The 14,940-nt window shown below is 71.5% G+C and carries 16 protein-coding genes; 10 read left to right on the top strand and 6 right to left on the bottom strand.

The features are described from left to right. Positions 1-315 precede the first annotated feature (315 nt). Complete coding sequence (cobM, locus tag ACFE86_RS03240; protein WP_375453892.1) at positions 316-1,095, top strand: precorrin-4 C(11)-methyltransferase; 780 nt, start codon at positions 316-318, stop codon at positions 1,093-1,095. After that, positions 1,092-2,444, top strand: coding sequence for a cobyrinate a,c-diamide synthase (locus ACFE86_RS03245; protein WP_375453893.1), 1,353 nt, complete (start codon positions 1,092-1,094; stop codon positions 2,442-2,444). Before cobM ends, ACFE86_RS03245 begins: the two co-directional genes overlap by 4 nt. A 35-nt stretch (positions 2,445-2,479) precedes the next feature. Here the strand turns inward: ACFE86_RS03245 and ACFE86_RS03250 are convergent, their stop codons facing one another. Further along, positions 2,480-2,902, bottom strand: a complete 423-nt coding sequence (locus ACFE86_RS03250; RefSeq protein ID WP_375453894.1) for a helix-turn-helix domain-containing protein — start codon at positions 2,900-2,902, stop codon at positions 2,480-2,482. A 415-nt stretch (positions 2,903-3,317) separates the two neighbouring features. Here ACFE86_RS03250 and ACFE86_RS03255 point away from each other — a divergent pair, with 415 nt between their 5' ends. Continuing rightward, the gene (locus ACFE86_RS03255; protein ID WP_375453895.1) at positions 3,318-3,656 is read left to right on the top strand and encodes an antibiotic biosynthesis monooxygenase family protein; all 339 of its coding nucleotides are present in this window, start codon (positions 3,318-3,320) and stop codon (positions 3,654-3,656) included. A gap of 53 nt (positions 3,657-3,709) precedes the next feature. Here the strand turns inward: ACFE86_RS03255 and ACFE86_RS03260 are convergent, their stop codons facing one another. Beyond that, the gene (locus ACFE86_RS03260) at positions 3,710-4,933 is read right to left on the bottom strand and encodes an MFS transporter (protein WP_375453896.1); all 1,224 of its coding nucleotides are present in this window, start codon (positions 4,931-4,933) and stop codon (positions 3,710-3,712) included. A gap of 521 nt (positions 4,934-5,454) precedes the next feature. On the opposite strand from ACFE86_RS03260, the gene ACFE86_RS03265 reads away from it, so the two are divergent. After that, positions 5,455-6,960: an exopolysaccharide biosynthesis polyprenyl glycosylphosphotransferase gene (locus tag ACFE86_RS03265; protein ID WP_375453897.1), complete on the top strand. Its 1,506-nt coding sequence runs from the start codon at positions 5,455-5,457 to the stop codon at positions 6,958-6,960. A gap of 55 nt (positions 6,961-7,015) precedes the next feature. Here the strand turns inward: ACFE86_RS03265 and ACFE86_RS03270 are convergent, their stop codons facing one another. Beyond that, entirely contained in the window at positions 7,016-7,513 is a 498-nt protein-coding gene (locus ACFE86_RS03270; RefSeq protein ID WP_375453898.1) for a Fur family transcriptional regulator, read from the bottom strand. Positions 7,514-7,649: 136 nt separating this feature from the next. Between ACFE86_RS03270 and ACFE86_RS03275 the strand changes: the two genes are divergently transcribed. From ACFE86_RS03275 to ACFE86_RS03285, 3 genes are read left to right on the top strand one after another with little or no spacing between them, the layout of a single operon-like run. Beyond that, entirely contained in the window at positions 7,650-7,784 is a 135-nt protein-coding gene (locus tag ACFE86_RS03275; protein ID WP_375453899.1) for a hypothetical protein, read from the top strand. Continuing rightward, on the top strand, positions 7,781-8,632 hold the full coding sequence (locus ACFE86_RS03280; protein ID WP_375453900.1) for a metal ABC transporter ATP-binding protein: 852 nt from the start codon (positions 7,781-7,783) through the stop codon (positions 8,630-8,632). The genes ACFE86_RS03275 and ACFE86_RS03280 overlap by 4 nt, the downstream gene beginning before the upstream one ends. Before the next feature lie 35 nt (positions 8,633-8,667). After that, complete coding sequence (locus ACFE86_RS03285) at positions 8,668-9,492, top strand: metal ABC transporter permease (RefSeq protein ID WP_375453910.1); 825 nt, start codon at positions 8,668-8,670, stop codon at positions 9,490-9,492. A 40-nt stretch (positions 9,493-9,532) separates the two neighbouring features. Here the strand turns inward: ACFE86_RS03285 and ACFE86_RS03290 are convergent, their stop codons facing one another. Then, positions 9,533-10,135, bottom strand: a complete 603-nt coding sequence (locus tag ACFE86_RS03290; RefSeq protein WP_375453901.1) for an exopolysaccharide biosynthesis protein — start codon at positions 10,133-10,135, stop codon at positions 9,533-9,535. A 341-nt stretch (positions 10,136-10,476) separates the two neighbouring features. Here ACFE86_RS03290 and bcsS point away from each other — a divergent pair, with 341 nt between their 5' ends. Then, positions 10,477-11,223 (top strand): cellulose biosynthesis protein BcsS, encoded by a 747-nt coding sequence (gene bcsS / locus ACFE86_RS03295; protein ID WP_375453902.1) that lies wholly within the window; start codon positions 10,477-10,479, stop codon positions 11,221-11,223. Between the two features lie 14 nt (positions 11,224-11,237). On the opposite strand, the gene ACFE86_RS03300 is transcribed toward bcsS, so the two are convergent. Together ACFE86_RS03300 and ACFE86_RS03305 are read right to left on the bottom strand one after the other, a co-directional pair. Continuing rightward, a complete protein-coding gene (locus ACFE86_RS03300) occupies positions 11,238-12,797 on the bottom strand; it encodes a cryptochrome/photolyase family protein (RefSeq protein ID WP_375453903.1) in 1,560 nt (519 codons plus the stop codon). A gap of 11 nt (positions 12,798-12,808) precedes the next feature. Beyond that, positions 12,809-13,543, bottom strand: a complete 735-nt coding sequence (locus tag ACFE86_RS03305) for an SDR family NAD(P)-dependent oxidoreductase (protein WP_375453904.1) — start codon at positions 13,541-13,543, stop codon at positions 12,809-12,811. Positions 13,544-13,705: 162 nt separating this feature from the next. Between ACFE86_RS03305 and ACFE86_RS03310 the strand changes: the two genes are divergently transcribed. Then, positions 13,706-14,572 (top strand): formyltransferase family protein, encoded by an 867-nt coding sequence (locus ACFE86_RS03310; RefSeq protein WP_375453905.1) that lies wholly within the window; start codon positions 13,706-13,708, stop codon positions 14,570-14,572. Between the two features lie 4 nt (positions 14,573-14,576). After that, the gene (locus tag ACFE86_RS03315; RefSeq protein ID WP_375453906.1) at positions 14,577-14,744 is read left to right on the top strand and encodes a DUF2256 domain-containing protein; all 168 of its coding nucleotides are present in this window, start codon (positions 14,577-14,579) and stop codon (positions 14,742-14,744) included. Positions 14,745-14,940 lie beyond the last annotated feature (196 nt).

Genomic DNA, 14,940 nt, shown 5'->3' on the forward strand with positions numbered 1-14,940 from the left:
TTTCCCGAGGGCGCTACCGGATTCACGCATCGCGCTGGGCTGCCACCGCGCTCTCCCTCCCCCCTCTGCGGGGGAGGGTGGGCCTCGCGTCAGCGAGGGTCGGGAGAGGGGAGCGCCGCATCCGGATACGTGGCTCCCCTCTCCCGACTTAGCTCGCGGGCCACCCTCTCCCGCAGGGGGGAGAGGGAAACGCGCATCACCCGGACGCGCCGCGCGATGCGTGAATCCGGAATCCCGAAGCGCGGACGTTCCCCGCTCCGTCCTCGGCGAAGGCGAGGCCGCGGAGCCCGTCCGGCGGTGGCACGGGGACCGCGCATGACCGTCCATTTCATCGGCGCCGGGCCGGGTGCGGCCGACCTCATCACCGTCCGCGGGCGCGACCGGATCGCGGCCTGCCCGGTCTGCCTGCATGCCGGCTCGCTCGTCGCGCCCGAGATCCTCGGGTGGTGCCCGCCGGGCGCGCGGATCGTCGACACCGCGCCGCTCGACCTCGACGCCATCGTCGCCGAGATCGAGGCGGCGCATGCGCTAGGACAGGACGTCGCCCGGCTGCATTCCGGCGACCTCTCGATCTGGAGCGCGCTCGCCGAGCAGATGCGCCGGCTCGACCGGCTCGGCATCCCCTACACCGTGACGCCGGGCGTGCCCGCCTTTGCCGCCGCCGCCGCCCTGCTGCGGCGCGAGTTGACGGTGCCGGGGGTGGCGCAGTCGGTCGTCCTCACCCGCACCCCGGGGCGGGCGAGCGCGATGCCGGAGCGCGAGACGCTCGCCGCCTTCGCCGCCACCGGCGCGACGCTGGCGCTTCACCTCTCGATCCACGTCACCGACACGGTCGCCGCCGAACTGATGCCGTTCTACGGCGCGCACTGTCCCGCGGCGGTGGTGTTCCGCGCGTCCTGGCCGGACGAGCGCGTGATCGCGGGCACGCTGGCCACGATCGCCGCGCAGGTGGCCGAGGCGGGGATCGAGCGGACCGCGCTGATCCTCGTCGGCCCGGCGCTCGGCGCGGAGGGGTTTCGCGAGAGCGCGCTCTACGCCGCCGATTACGACCGTCGCTTCCGGCCGGGCGGCGCGGTCGGGACGGAGCCGGCATGAGCATTCAGGGCATGAGCATTCAGGGCCTCGGCGTTCCCGGCCTCCTCGTCGCCGCGCCGCGATCGAGTTCGGGCAAGACCACGGTGACGCTCGCGCTGATGCGGGCGCTCGCCCGCCGGGGCCTGCGCGTCCGCGGCGCCAAGTGCGGGCCGGACTACATCGATCCGGCCTTCCACGCGGCAGCCACCGGGCATCCGAGCTTCAACCTCGACAGCTTCGCCATGGGGCCCGGCCTGCTCGATGCGGTGGCCGGGCTCGCGTCGGAGGAGGCCGACATCGTCGTGACTGAGGGCTCGATGGGGCTGTTCGACGGGGTGCGGGCCGGCGAGGGCCGCACCGGCGCGAACGCCGACATCGCCGCGCGCTACGGCTGGCCGGTCCTCCTCGTCCTCGACGTCTCGGGCGCGGCGCAGTCGGCGGCGGCGGTGGCGCTCGGCTGCGCCCGCTACGATCCGCGCGTGCGGATCGCCGGCGTCGTGCTGAACAAGGTCGCGAGCATTCGTCATCGACGGCTGGTGGAGGCCGGCCTCGCGCAGGTCGGCATCCCGGTGCTCGGCGTGCTGATGCGCGATGCCGGGCTGGTGCTGCCGGAGCGCCATCTCGGCCTCGTCCAGGCGCGCGAGACCGCGGACCTCGATGCCCGCCTCGACCGGCTCGGCGACCTCGCCGAGCAGGGGCTCGACCTCGACGCGATCCTCTCGGCCGCGGCCGGGGGCGCCCCGCCCTCGAGCGCCGCCATCCTCCCCCGTCCGCCGGGACAGCGCATCGCCGTCGCGGCGGACGCGGCGTTCAGCTTCCTCTACCCGCATCAGGCGGCGGGCTGGCGGGCGCAGGGGGCCGAGATCGTGCCGTTCTCGCCGCTCGCCGACGAGGCGCCGGCGGGGGATTGCGACGTCTGCTGGCTTCCGGGCGGCTACCCGGAGCTTCATGCCGGCCGGCTCGCGGGCGCCGGGCGCTTCCTCGACGGGTTGCGGGCCTTCGCGCGCGAAAAGCCGGTGCACGGCGAGTGCGGCGGCTACATGGTGCTGGGCGAGAGCCTGGAGGATGCGGCCGGCACCGCGCATCCGATGGCGCGCCTGCTGCCGGTCGCGACCTCGTACAAGGCACGCAAGCTGCATCTCGGATACCGCGTCGCGCATCTGTGCGCGGACGGCGTGCTCGGCGGTGCGGGCGCGCGCCTCGTCGGCCACGAGTTCCACTACGCCAGCGAGCTGACCTCGCCGCCCGGCCGAGCCGAAGCCTTCGCCCGCGTGGCGGACGCGGACGGGGCCGACCTCGGCTTCGCGGGCCATCGGCGCGGCCGCGTCACCGGCACCTTCTTCCACATGATCGCGATGGACGCGGGCTGAGGCGTTCGGGACGTTCGCCGATCACCCGGGGGTGGTCATTCGCCGGCGTCGGCGACCACCGGCATCACGGCCGGCGCCTTCGGCTGGCCGAGCTTGGCCGCGGTGCGCACGATCGCCAGGACGTCCCGGCGCATCTGCTCGTCCTCGATCAGGGCGTAGGCGCGCAGCAATTCGATCGCGCCGTGCGCGCTGAGGAAGGCGAACACGTCCTCCTTCGGCGCCGCGCCGTCGTCCTTCTCCTCGAAGAACGCCGAGACCGGCACGTCGAGCAGGCGCGCGATCTCGCGCAGGCGGCCGGCGCCGACGCGGTTCTGGCCCTTCTCGTATTTCTGGACCTGCTGGAACGTTACGCCGACCGCGGTCCCCAGGGCCGTCTGGCTCAAGCCCCGCGCCTTGCGCAGCGCCGTGATACGAAGGCCGACGAGCCGATCGACGTCGGTGGTCTGTTTTGGCATCATGTTCCGACACGGTCCTCTGTTCGTGTGCTGCCTTCATCCCCAGGCCGTCCACCCTGTTTCCAGGGTGGTTTTGCAGCCGGGATACATCGGGCCCCCGCCCTCACCGATCCGTGACCACGGACGGAAGAAGCAACCGGCGGCCCACTCGTCGGCCGCTTATACGCCTCCACCTAGGACAACTAGGACACGAATTTATTCAAAATTCCAGTCTAGAGATGTTACGGAACCGTGTCCTTCGCGGAGTCGGAACGGCACGGCACGCGTCGGACCGCGCGCCATCGTTTCGATCCATCCCCATCCCGGGCACCAGTCCGCCGCCGCGGCACCGCAGCGGGTTCCGTGTCCGGGGCCGCCTGGAGTAGAGTTCGGCGGACGCATCGCCAAAGGCCCGCATCGCCCAAGGATGGAGACACCCATGTTCATCGCTATGAATCGCTTCAAGGTGGTTAAGGAATCGACAACGGATTTCGAGCAGGTCTGGCTCGGCCGCGACAGCCATCTCGGCGAGATGGCGGGATTCGTGGAGTTCCAGCTCCTGCGCGGCCCCGAGGCCGAGGACCACGTCCTCTACGCTTCGCACACGATCTGGCGCTCCAAGGCCGACTTCGAGGGCTGGACCCGCTCCGAGCAGTTCCGCAAGGCCCATAGCCGCGTGCCGACCACGAAGCCGCTCTATCTCGGGCACCCGCAATTCGAGGGCTTCGAGACTATCCAGACCGTCGAACGGCAGGACGCGGCGGACGCGGCCGCCTGATCCTGCCTCGCCTGGCCGCCTTGCGCCTGACCGGCCGCCTCGCGTGGAGCCGGTCAGGGCGTCGGGCCCAGGCGCGGCAGGAAGACCGCGAGCAGCCCGAGCAACGGCAGGTAGGCGCAGAGCCCGTAGATCTGCACGATGCCGACACGGTCGGCGAGTTCCCCGAGGATCGCCGCTCCGAGGCCGCCCATCCCGAAGGCGAAGCCGAAGAACAGGCCGCCGACCAGCCCGACCCGTCCCGGCAGCAAGTCCTGCGCGTAGACCAGGATCGCCGGCATCGCCGAGGCGAGGATCATCCCGATCGGCACCGTCAGGATCACGGTCCAGGCCAGCCCGACATGCGGCAGGACCAGCGTGAACGGCAGCACGCCGAGGATCGAGCCCCAGATCACCGGCTTGCGCCCGAAGCGGTCGCCGATCGGGCCGCCGAGGATCGTGCCGGCGGCGACCGCGCCGAGGAACACGAACAGGTAGATCTGCGACCGGCCGACCGATATCCCGAACCGGTGGATCAGGTAGAACGTGTAGTACGACGAGAAGCTCGCCATGTAGACGTATTTCGAGAAGATCAGCGCCAGCAGCACGGCGACCGTGCCGCCGATCCTGGCCCGCGAGAGGGTGCCGGCGGCGCTCCGCCGGATGCCGGCGGCCCGGGGCGCGGCGGCCAGCTGTCCGCGATACCACCGGCCGACGGCGGCGAGGATCGCGATGCCGGCGAGCGCGGCGAGCGAGAACCAGGCGACGCTGCCCTGGCCGTTCGGCACAACCACGAACGCCGCGAGCAGCGGCCCGAGCGCCGTGCCGGCATTGCCGCCGACCTGGAACGTCGACTGGGCGAGCCCGTAGCGTCCGCCCGCCGCGAGGCGGGCGACCCGAGAGGCTTCCGGGTGGAAGATCGCCGAGCCGAACCCGACCAGGGCCGCGGCCGCGAGCAGCATCGCGAAGGTGAAGGCACCCGACAGCAGGAGCAGGCCGGCGAGCGAGAGGCCCATGCCGACCGCGAGCGAGAACGGCAGCGGCCTGCGGTCGGTGTAGAGCCCGACGACCGGCTGCAGGATCGACGCCGTGATCTGGAACACGAAGGTGATCAGGCCGACCTGCCCGAAATCGAGGGCGAAGCGCGCCTTGAGCAGCGGGTAGAGCGCCGGCAGCAGCGACTGGACGAGGTCGTTCAGCAGGTGGGACAGGCCGAGGCCCGCAAGGATCGCGAACGCCGTGCCGGCCGGCGCCGACGGCCGCAGCCCCGCTTCGACGGTCTCGCTGTGCGGTGCGTCCATAGCCGCTCCAGAAATGGCCGCTCCGGAACATGCGCGGTCCGGGTTGCGGCCGCGCTCATGCCGGCACCCATGCCAAGCTCCTCTTAGAGCATTTTCCAGCGAGGTGGATACCGGCTCGCGTGAAGAAAATGCGACCACACAAAGACTTAGAGTATTTTCTGTGATCCAGGGATCATGGAAAATGCTCTATGCGCAAAGCACCGCCGCCGCACCACCCGCGCGGCCCATCACGATGGCGTGACGCTTGGCCCTGCACCCGACCCTGCGCGGATGGCCGTATGGACGGGGCATCGTCCCGGTTGCGCGCGATCGGGTGATGCACGGGCAAACGTCGTCTCGGTAGTCTCCAGGTGTTGCGGGACCCTATGACGGCCCGTAAGCCTGTGTCGTCTTGCGGGAGATGATCCGGCAGCAAGATCACGGCCCCGCCCTTGCTCCATAGTCCAGGCGTGATCGGGCCGCGGCAATCTCCGCGTCAGTCCGGGACACCGTCCGGTTCATTTCGGAACATGGCGCGCCAGATGTTTCAAGATCGCCTCCCCGAGACCTTCCAGCCGCTCCCGACCTCGGCCGAACGTCGGCGCAGCGTCTGGACGGCGCTGTTGCCGCGGCGGCGGCGGGCCGCGTTCCGGGTCGGCATCTCGGCCTCGGTCGCGGTCGCGGACATCCTGGCGATCGTCGCGACCGCCCTGGTGGTCGAGTACGGGTATTTCTACCTGCTCAACGGCGGCCTGCTGCCGCTCTCGGCGGGCTGGGGGCTGCAGCTCTCCGGTCTTCTTTCGCTGGTCATCGTGTCGACCTGCGCGCTGCGCGAGGAATACGCGATCGAAGCGATGCTGGCGCAGAAGGCGTCGCTCCAGCGCAGTGCGGCGCTCTGGCTCGTGGCCTGGGCCGCGGCGCTGGTCGTGGGCTTTGCCACCAAGACGACCAACGAGGTCTCGCGCTTCGTCGCGGCGACGGTCTTCGTCACGGGGTTGCCGGCGCTGATGCTGGCGCGCGCGGCGATGATCGGTCTCGTGCGCCGCGGCGTGACGCCGGCCTCGGCCTCGGTCAGCCGCGTCCACCTCGTCGGGTTCGAGGACGACATCGCACGCTTCTATGCCAGCAACGAGGCGGATGCGCTGGGCCTGCGCGTCGTCGGCACGAGCTACCTGCGCCGGGTCGACACGCGCGCCGACGCGGCGACGCGCCATGCCCAGATGTCCGAGGACCTCGACCTTGCGGTCTCCGTGGTGCGGTTCCTGCGCCCCGACGACGTGTTCATCCTGGTGCCGTGGGCCGACACGGCCGAGGTCGAGCGTTGCATCGACGCGTTCCTGCGGGTGCCGGCCGCCCTGCACCTGCGCCCCGGTTCGGTGCTCGACCGTTTCCCCGACATGCGGGTGTCGCGCGTCGGCCGGCTGTCGGGCATCAACATCGGCCGCCGGCCGCTGAGCATGGCCGAGGTGCTGATGAAGCGCGCCCTCGACCTCACGCTCGCCGCGACCGCGCTCGTGGTGCTGAGCCCGGTGCTGGCCGCCGTCGCGGTGGCGATCAAGCTCGACAGCCCCGGGCCGGTGTTCTTCCGGCAGAAACGCTACGGCTTCAACCAGCAGCCCTTCGGCGTGTTCAAGTTCCGCAGCATGAAGGTCGAGGCCGAGGCGGTGTTCAAGCAGGCCGCGCGCAACGATGCGCGCATCACCCGCATCGGCGCCTTCCTGCGCCGCTCGAACCTCGACGAACTGCCGCAGCTCCTCAACGTGCTGAAGGGCGAGATGTCGCTGGTCGGGCCGCGCCCGCACGCGCTCGCCCACGACCGCAGCTTCGAACGGCGCATCGCGCTCTACGCCCGCCGCCACAACGTGCGCCCCGGCATCACCGGCTGGGCGCAGGTCAACGGCCTGCGCGGCGAGACGCTGACCGACCTCGACATGGAGCGCCGCGTCAGCCACGACCTGCACTACATCGACAACTGGTCGATCTGGTTCGACATCCAGATCATGATCCAGACGCTGTTCTCCCGGCGCGCCTACCGCAACGCGTTCTGACCAGGCCCCGGTTCCGTCGGAACGCGGCCCCGACCGCCACCGCCGCGTCTCGCGTTCAGCGCGACGCCTGGGCGTGCCGCTCGTGGCAGGCGCCGCACTCGCCCTCGACTTCGAGGATTCGGCTCGCCGGGCGGAAACCCGCCCGCTCCAGGGTGCGTCCGAGCCCGGCCTCGATCTCCGGCGACGTGGTCTCGTCGATGCCGCCGCAACTGCGGCAGATCAGGAACACGAGCCCCTCTCCGGCGTCGTGCTCGTGGGCGCAGGAGACGAAGGCGTTGCGGCTGGCGATGCGGTGGACGAGGCCGTTCTCCGTGAGGAAGTCGAGCGCCCGGTAGACCGACACCGCGGCGACCCGCCGATCCGGGCCGCTCAGGCGCTCCGCGATGTCGTAGGCGCCCATCGGCCTGGCCGTCTCGGCCACCGCCAGGAGCACGTCGTGCCGGAGCTTGGTGAAGTGAAGGGCGCGCTCCCGGCAGAGTTGCTCGGCGCGCGCGATCGCCGCCGGAACGTGCCCGCAGCCCTCGGCCTGCGCAGGCCCGGCGTGGTCGTGCATCCCGATCCTTGCTTGGCGGGCGTCCCGATTGAACGCCGCGGGTGTTACAGTGTATCACGCCGATTATAGGCCGCCCCCCCGATCCCGGCAACGGATCGGGACCCGCCGACGCCCTTCCCCGACAACGACGATGACCGTGCCGCAGAGATTCCGTCCGCCGGCCGCTTCGGCCCCCTCGCTGTTCCGCAGCGGCCTTACCGTCCGCCTCGGCCTCGCCGCGGCGCTCGCCGGACCGATCTGGCTCGCGATCGCCTGGGCCGTGCGCGCGTGAGCCCTCCGGCGGGCACGACGGCGGCGGGCGACATCCGGCTCGCGGGGCTGACGCTCGGCTACGACCGGCACCCGGCGGTGCATCACCTCGACGGCACCATCCGGCGCGGCGACCTGCTCGCCCTCGTCGGGCCGAACGGCGCCGGCAAGTCGACCCTGCTGAAGGGCCTCGTCGGCGAGATCCCGTGCCTGGACGGGCGCATCCTGCGCGGCGCCCCCGCCCGCGCGGTCGCCTACCTGCCGCAGGCCGACGAGATCGACCGCGCGTTCCCGCTGAGCGTCCTCGACCTCGCCAGCATGGGGCTGTGGCGCCGCGCGGGCGCGTGGCGGAGCCTGCTCGGCCACCGCGGCGCCGTGCTGGCGGCCCTGGATGCCGTCGGGCTCGCCGGCTTCGAGGGCCGGCCGATCGGCACCCTGTCGGGCGGGCAGTTCCAGCGGGCGCTGTTTGCCCGCCTGATCCTGCAGGATGCGCAGGTGATCCTCCTCGACGAGCCGTTCACCGGGGTCGACGCGCGCACGACGCAGGATCTCATCGCGCTGATCCGCACCTGGCACGGCGAGGGGCGGACCATCGTCGCGGCGCTCCACGACCTCGGCCAGGTCCGCGCCCACTTCCCGCAGACCCTGCTGCTCGCCCGCGAGCCCGTCGCGTGGGGGCCGACGGCCGCGGTGCTCTCCGGGCCGAACCTCGCGCGCGCCACGCGCCTGTCGGAGGCCTGGGACGAGGCGGCGCCGATCTGCGCCCGCGACCACGCCCATCCGGCCGACGACGCACGCAGCCATGCCGATCACGCGCACGACCATCACCGCCACGCGGTCCCGTCCGACGAGCACGGGACCGCGGCGTGATCGACGTCCTCGCACCGTTCGTCGAGTTCGGCTTCATGCGGCGCGCCCTGGTCGGCTGCCTCGCGCTGTCGCTCTCGGCGCCGCCGGTCGGCGTCTTCCTGATGCTGCGGCGGATGAGCCTGATGAGCGAGGCGATGAGCCACGCCATCCTGCCCGGCGCCGCGGTCGGCTTCCTCGCCGCCGGCCTGTCGCTGCCGGCGATGACGCTCGGCGGCCTCGTCGCGGGGCTCGCCGTGGCGCTGCTCGCCGGCCTCGTCACCCGCTCCACCGTGATCCGCGAGGATGCGAGTCTCGCCGCCTTCTACCTGATCTCGCTCGCCGCCGGCGTCCTGCTGGTGTCGATGCGCGGCTCGCAGATCGACCTGCTGCACATCCTGTTCGGCACGGTCCTGGCGCTCGACGACCCGGCCCTGCTGCTGCTCGGCGGCATCGCCACGGTGACGCTGTTCGGCCTGGCGCTGCTCTACCGGCCGCTGGTGATGGAATGCGTCGATCCGCTGTTCCTGCGCACCGTGAGCCGGGCGGGCGGCCCGGTGCACTACGCCTTCCTCGGGCTGGTGGTGATGAACCTCGTCGGCGGGTTCCAGGCGCTCGGCACCCTGCTCGCCGTCGGGCTGATGCTGCTGCCGGCGATTGCCGCCCGGTTCTGGGCGCGCGACCTCGGCGGCCTGATCCCGGCCTCTATGCTGATCGCGGTGCTCGCGAGCGTCTCGGGCCTGAGCCTGTCCTACCACCTCGACCTGCCGACCGGACCGGCGATCGTGCTCGCGGCCGGCAGCCTCTACCTCGTCTCGATGCTGGCCGGCCCCCGCGGCGGCCTGCTCTATCGCCTCGTCAAGCCGCGCCACCTCGAAGCGTGAGCCCCAGGGGATCTGTCGGCACGCCGGCAGGCGGCGGCGATCAGAGGCGGAAGAGGCTGATGATCCCGGCGACGATCGCGTAGGCGAAGCCGGCGTTGAGCAGCACGCCGAGCGTGCCGACGGCGAGCCCGACCAGCACGACGATGCCGTCGCGCTCGACCAGCCCGAGGCCGACGAGGCACACCGCGAGCCCGAGCGGGATCTGGCCGATCACCGGCGCCGCGACGATCAGGGCGAGCGAGAGCGTCAGCAGCGCGACGCCCATGCCGCGCATGCCGAGCGCGGTCTCGAACACGCTCATGCGCGGGCGCGACCACCGCTCCAGCCGCCGCAGCACCGGCACCGCGCGCCGGACCGCGCGCTCCACGTCCTTCCGGGCGATCGATCGCCCGAGCAGCGCCCGCGGCAGCCAGGGCGACGCCTTGCCGATGGCGATCTGCACCGCCACGAGCAGCAGAAGCAGGCCGCAGACCAGGGGGATCGGCGGCGGCATCGGCAGGCAGTTGGGCAACCCGAGCAGGACGACGAGCAGCGCGAAGGCGCGATCCCGCAGCACCGCGACGATGTCGCCGACGGTCAGGCGTTCACCCTCCTGGCTCGCGAGAACCGTGAGGACGTCGGACGTTCGGGCGCCGGAATACAAAACGTGGCCGCAGGTTGCTGTCCAGGCGCGGGCTCTAGCCGAGTTCGGCATCGGCGCCAAGCACGGGGCCCGAGCGCGGGGACCGCCGCATGATCACCGGCGCGGCGGCGGCGCGATCGGCCCCGCCACACCGCCACTTTGAGCGGATAAAATTTCCTTCAGGTATGTTAACGCCCTTATATTTTACCTAGAGTATAGTTCAGTTCCTGTCTGCCGGATTTTCTGCAACGGCCTGGATCGAATGGCGCCTGGATTTATACAGTTCACGGAAATAGTGGACGAGGGCGCTCGTTTCGATCATGATCTCTATAGATTTGGCCCTCCACTGAGGAGGCACCGGTTTGGCGAGGCTCGCGGCGCGATCGCGACGACGCGGTGAGGCGGTCCGTGCGGCGCTCGTGCTGTTCGCCTGGGCGCTCGACGCCGGTGCGGCCGGCGCCGGCGAGGTCGACACCCTGCTGTTCGGAAGCCTGGATGCCGGCGCGGCGAGCTTCCTGACGGTCGGCGCGAAGGTCGCGTTCGACAGGCTCGACCGGCCGGGCTTGGTGATCCTGGCAAGCGCCGGCGGCGGGCGCCGCGCCGAGGGCGCCTGCGCCTGTGCGCCCTTCGTCGCCGCACCGAGCCTTGCGCGCTACACCGCCCTCGGAGCGGCGCTGGTCGGCTACCAGTGGTTCGCCGACTGGGGCGTGGTGGCGGCCTTCGCCGGCCCGGAGGGCGCGGTCGAGGCACTGACCGACGGACGCGGCGTGGCGACGCTGCCGGTCCGGTGGGGCCTGCGCCTGCACGGCGAGATCTGGGCGCGCCCGACCGCGGAGACTCTGGTGCAGGCGACCATCATCCTCGGTTCGGCGCGGGATTCCGCCTGGACCCGCCTCGGCCTTGGCTACCGGCTCTGGGGCGCGTATCTCGGGCCGGAGGCGAGCCTCTACGCCGACCGCAGCGGCTACGTGAAATGGAATCTCGGGGTCCACGCCACCGACTTCGCTTTCGGGCGCTACAGCTTCCGCCTGTCGGGCGGGGTGCAGATCGAATCGAGCGAGACGCGGCCGAGCCCCTACGTCGCGCTCTCGGTGTGGACGCCGTGGTGAGGAGGCACACCGCTTTAAACGGGCGGTCCGCCGTTCAACCCGTCTAGGAACCGCGCGGCATCCGCCACGATTTCGGTCCTTCGTCCGTCATCCATCTTCGCAAGCGTCCGATACGGCATCGCCATGCGCGGGTTTCCCGCCAGACGCTCGGCGTTGGCGATGAGGAAGTTCCAGTAGAGGTAGTTGAACGGGCAGGCCCTCGCGCCGGCCTTGCTGCCGACGTCGTAGGCGCAGGCGCCGCAGTAATCCGACATCCGGTTGATGTAGGCGCCGGAGGCCGCGTAGGGCTTCGAGCCCATCACGCCGCCGTCCGCCCACAGCACCATGCCGTGGACGTTGGGCAGTTCGACCCATTCGTAGGCGTCGGCGAAGACGATCAGGTACCATTCCTCGACCTGGGCCGGTGCCAGCCCGGCGAGCAGCGCGAAGTTTCCCGTCACCATCAGGCGCTGGATGTGGTGGGCGTAGGCGTGCGCCTTCGTCTCGGCGACCACCTGCGCGAGGCAGTTCATCGGCGTGTCGCCCGACCAGTAGAACTGCGGCAGGTCGCGGGTGGCGTTCAGCGCGTTGGTCTCGGCATAGGCCGGCATCCGCGCCCAGTAGAGCCCGCGCACGTATTCGCGCCAGCCGAGGATCTGGCGGATGAAGCCCTCGACGGCGTTGAGCGGCGCCGCGCCCTCGCGATAGGCGCGCTCGGCCGCCTGGCACACCTCCTCCGCCGTGAGCAGGCCGGCGTTCAGCGCCGGCGAGAGCAGGGCGTGGGAGAGGAACGGCGCCCCGGTCTTCATCGCGTCCTGGTAATCGCCGAAGGTGGGCAGCGTGTCGGCGATGAAATGCTTGAGCGCCCGGAGCGCCTCGGCGCGCGTCACCGGCCAGCCGAACTCGTCGAGGTCGCCGAAATGCCCGGTAAATTCCCTGGCGACGAGCGCGATCACGTCCCGCGTCGTCGCATCCGGCGCGAAGCGCAGGCGATCGGGCGGCGCGTGGCCCTTCGGCAGCCGCTTGCGGTTGTCCGAATCGAAGTGCCACTGCCCGCCGACGGGCTCGCCGCCGTCCATCAGCAGGCCGGTGCGGCGGCGCATGCCGCGGTAGAACGTCTCCATGCGCAAGCTGCGCCGGTCGCCGGCCCAGTCGGCAAAGTCGCGGCGCGGGCAGAGGAAGCGGTTGTCGTCGCGGATCTCGACCGGAACGGGGAGGTCGTCGCGCCAGCCCTGCATCATCGTCCAGACCCGCCACTCGCCGGGTTCGGTCACGACGATGCGCGCGGGCGCGTGCCGCGCGACGGCGCGACCGAGTTCCCCGGTGAAGCTGCCGGTGTTGCCGGGATCGTCGAGGCGGACGTAGTCGACGGCGACGCCGTCCGCCGCCAGCTCCGCCGCGAAGTGGCGCATCGCCGAGAACAGGAAGGCGATCTTCTGCTTGTGGTGGCGGACATAGGTCGCCTCCGCCGTCACCTCGACGATCAGCACCACGTCGTGGTCGGGATCGAGGTCCGTGAGGCTCGACACGCGGCGGTTGAGCTGGTCGCCGAGGACGAAGCGCAGGGTCCGGCCGGGGTTCGTCCCTTCGTTCACGGCCAAGCGGATCAGCCCTTGGTCCGCAGCATCGAGCGGCCGCCATCGGCACCGATGACCTGCCCGGTGATCCAGCCGGCCTCGGCCGAGACGAGGAAGGCGGCGAGCCCGGCGATGTCCTCCGGCGTGCCGAGGCGTTGGAGGGCGTGCATCGCCGCGATGCCCTGGGCCAGCGTCGCGTTGCCGGTGATCGCGGCGGCGAGCGGCGTGCGCGTCAGCGACGGCGCCACCACGTTCACGCGGATCTGCGGCGCGAGCTCGGCCGCGAGCGACAGGGCGAGCCCCTCGACCGCACCCTTGGCCATCGCGACCGATGCGTGCGCCGGGAACCCCTGCGCCGCGGCGACGGTGGAGAACAGCACGATCCCCGACCCCGCCTCGCCCGCGCCGGCCTTGAGGGCGCTCGCCGCCGCCTGGACCGCGCAGAAGGCGCCGAGCGCGTTGATGCGGAAATCGGTCTCCACGTCAGCCCGCGTCAGCCGCGCGAGCGGGCGCAGGTTGATCGTGCCGACGGCGTAGACGAGGCCGGCGAGCGCATCGCCGGCCTCCGCCGTCGCGCGGGCGAAGAAGTCCGGATCGGCGACGTCGCCGGCGGTGAACGTGGTCTCGCCGAGTTCGGCCGCCGCCGCCGCCAGCCGCTCGCCGTCGCGGGCCGCGAGGTGGAGCGCGAAGTCGCGCGCGCGGAGCGCGTGGGCGGTCGCGAGGCCGATGCCGCCCGTGCCGCCGTAGATCAGGACCCGCCGCATGCTCGCTTCCCCTGCCGGACCGTCGCAGACGCCCCCTTGCCGGGGAAGACGGTTCGACAAGATCAAGCTAAGGCGGACGGGCCGGCGGTGGGAGTCGGCACCGGCCCGCCCGGCCCATCCATGAGGTCGCAGGCCGTCGCGCGTACCGGAGCGTCGAAACCCATGAAGTTCGCCTTCGCCGGCATCGATTTCCTCGGGGGCGTGTTCGAGGCCCTGATCGAGGCTGGCTGGACCCCGATCAAGCTGTTCACGCGCCCCTGCGACGGCCTCTACGACCACAACGAGGTCGTGGTCGCCCGCGCCCGGCAGCATCGGCTGCCGATGCAGCTCTCGCGGCTGAAGAAGGCCGACCTCGATGCGCTGAACGCCGCGCACGGGCGCGACTGGGCGCTGGTGGTGGCGGGCTACCCCTGGCTCGTCACCGGCTGGCGCGCGTGCGCGGCCTTCGCCCTCAACGTCCATCCCGCGCCGCTGCCGACCGGGCGCGGCCCCTACCCGCTGTTCCGGGCGGTGGAGGAGGGCTACGAGACCTGGGGCGTCACCGCCCACGTGCTCGCCGAGGAGGGCTTCGACACCGGCGACATCCTCGCGCAGGACCTGTTTCCCATGGACGCGCTGGAGAACCACGAGACCCTGCTCGCCAAGTGCCAGATGGCGGCACGCCGCCTCGCCGCTGGTCCGATCGCCCGCGAGCTGCCCGCCCGCTGGCGCCGCCCGGAGCCGCAGGGCGACGGCTCGTACTGGCCGCGCGCCGGCGACGCCGACCGCACCCTCGACTTCCGCAAGGACGTCGCCGCGATCCTGCGACGCGTCCGGGCCTTCGGCTCGATCGAGACCCTGGCGCGGCTCGGCGACGTCCGCGTCTACGTCGCCGAGGCCGGTGGCTGGCGCGAGGCCCACGGCCACGTGCCCGGCACGGTCGTCCACCGCCACCGCCGCCACGTCGTGGTCGCGGCCCGCGACGGGTTCATTCAGATCACCCGCTGGTCGCCGGTGGGCCTCGCCGAGGCCGCTCAGATCGGGCGCTGAGCGCATGGGCAAGATGGTGCGCAAGGGCGACCTGCCGCAAAAGACCTGTGCGCACTGCGCGAAGCCCTTTGCGTGGCGCAAGAAGTGGGCGCGGGTCTGGGACGAGGTCCGCTACTGTTCGGACCGGTGCCGGGCCGAGGCCAAGCGCGAGAGCGCGGGTCGAGAGCCGTGAGGATCAGAGCATTTTCCATGATCCCTGGATCACGGAAAATACTCTAAGTCTCCGTGTGGTGGTATTTTCTTCACGCGAGCCAGTATCCACCTCGCTGGAACATGCTCTAGGTGTGTAGTCCCGGAGTGTGATGGTGCATCGTTGGCGCTGACGCGTCAGGCGGAGGATGCATTATGGCAGGCGTTCTTCACGGCAG

The sequence above is a fragment of the uncultured Methylobacterium sp. genome, from assembly GCF_964244095.1.
In the GTDB taxonomy this organism is placed as follows: Bacteria; Pseudomonadota; Alphaproteobacteria; order Rhizobiales; family Beijerinckiaceae; genus Methylobacterium.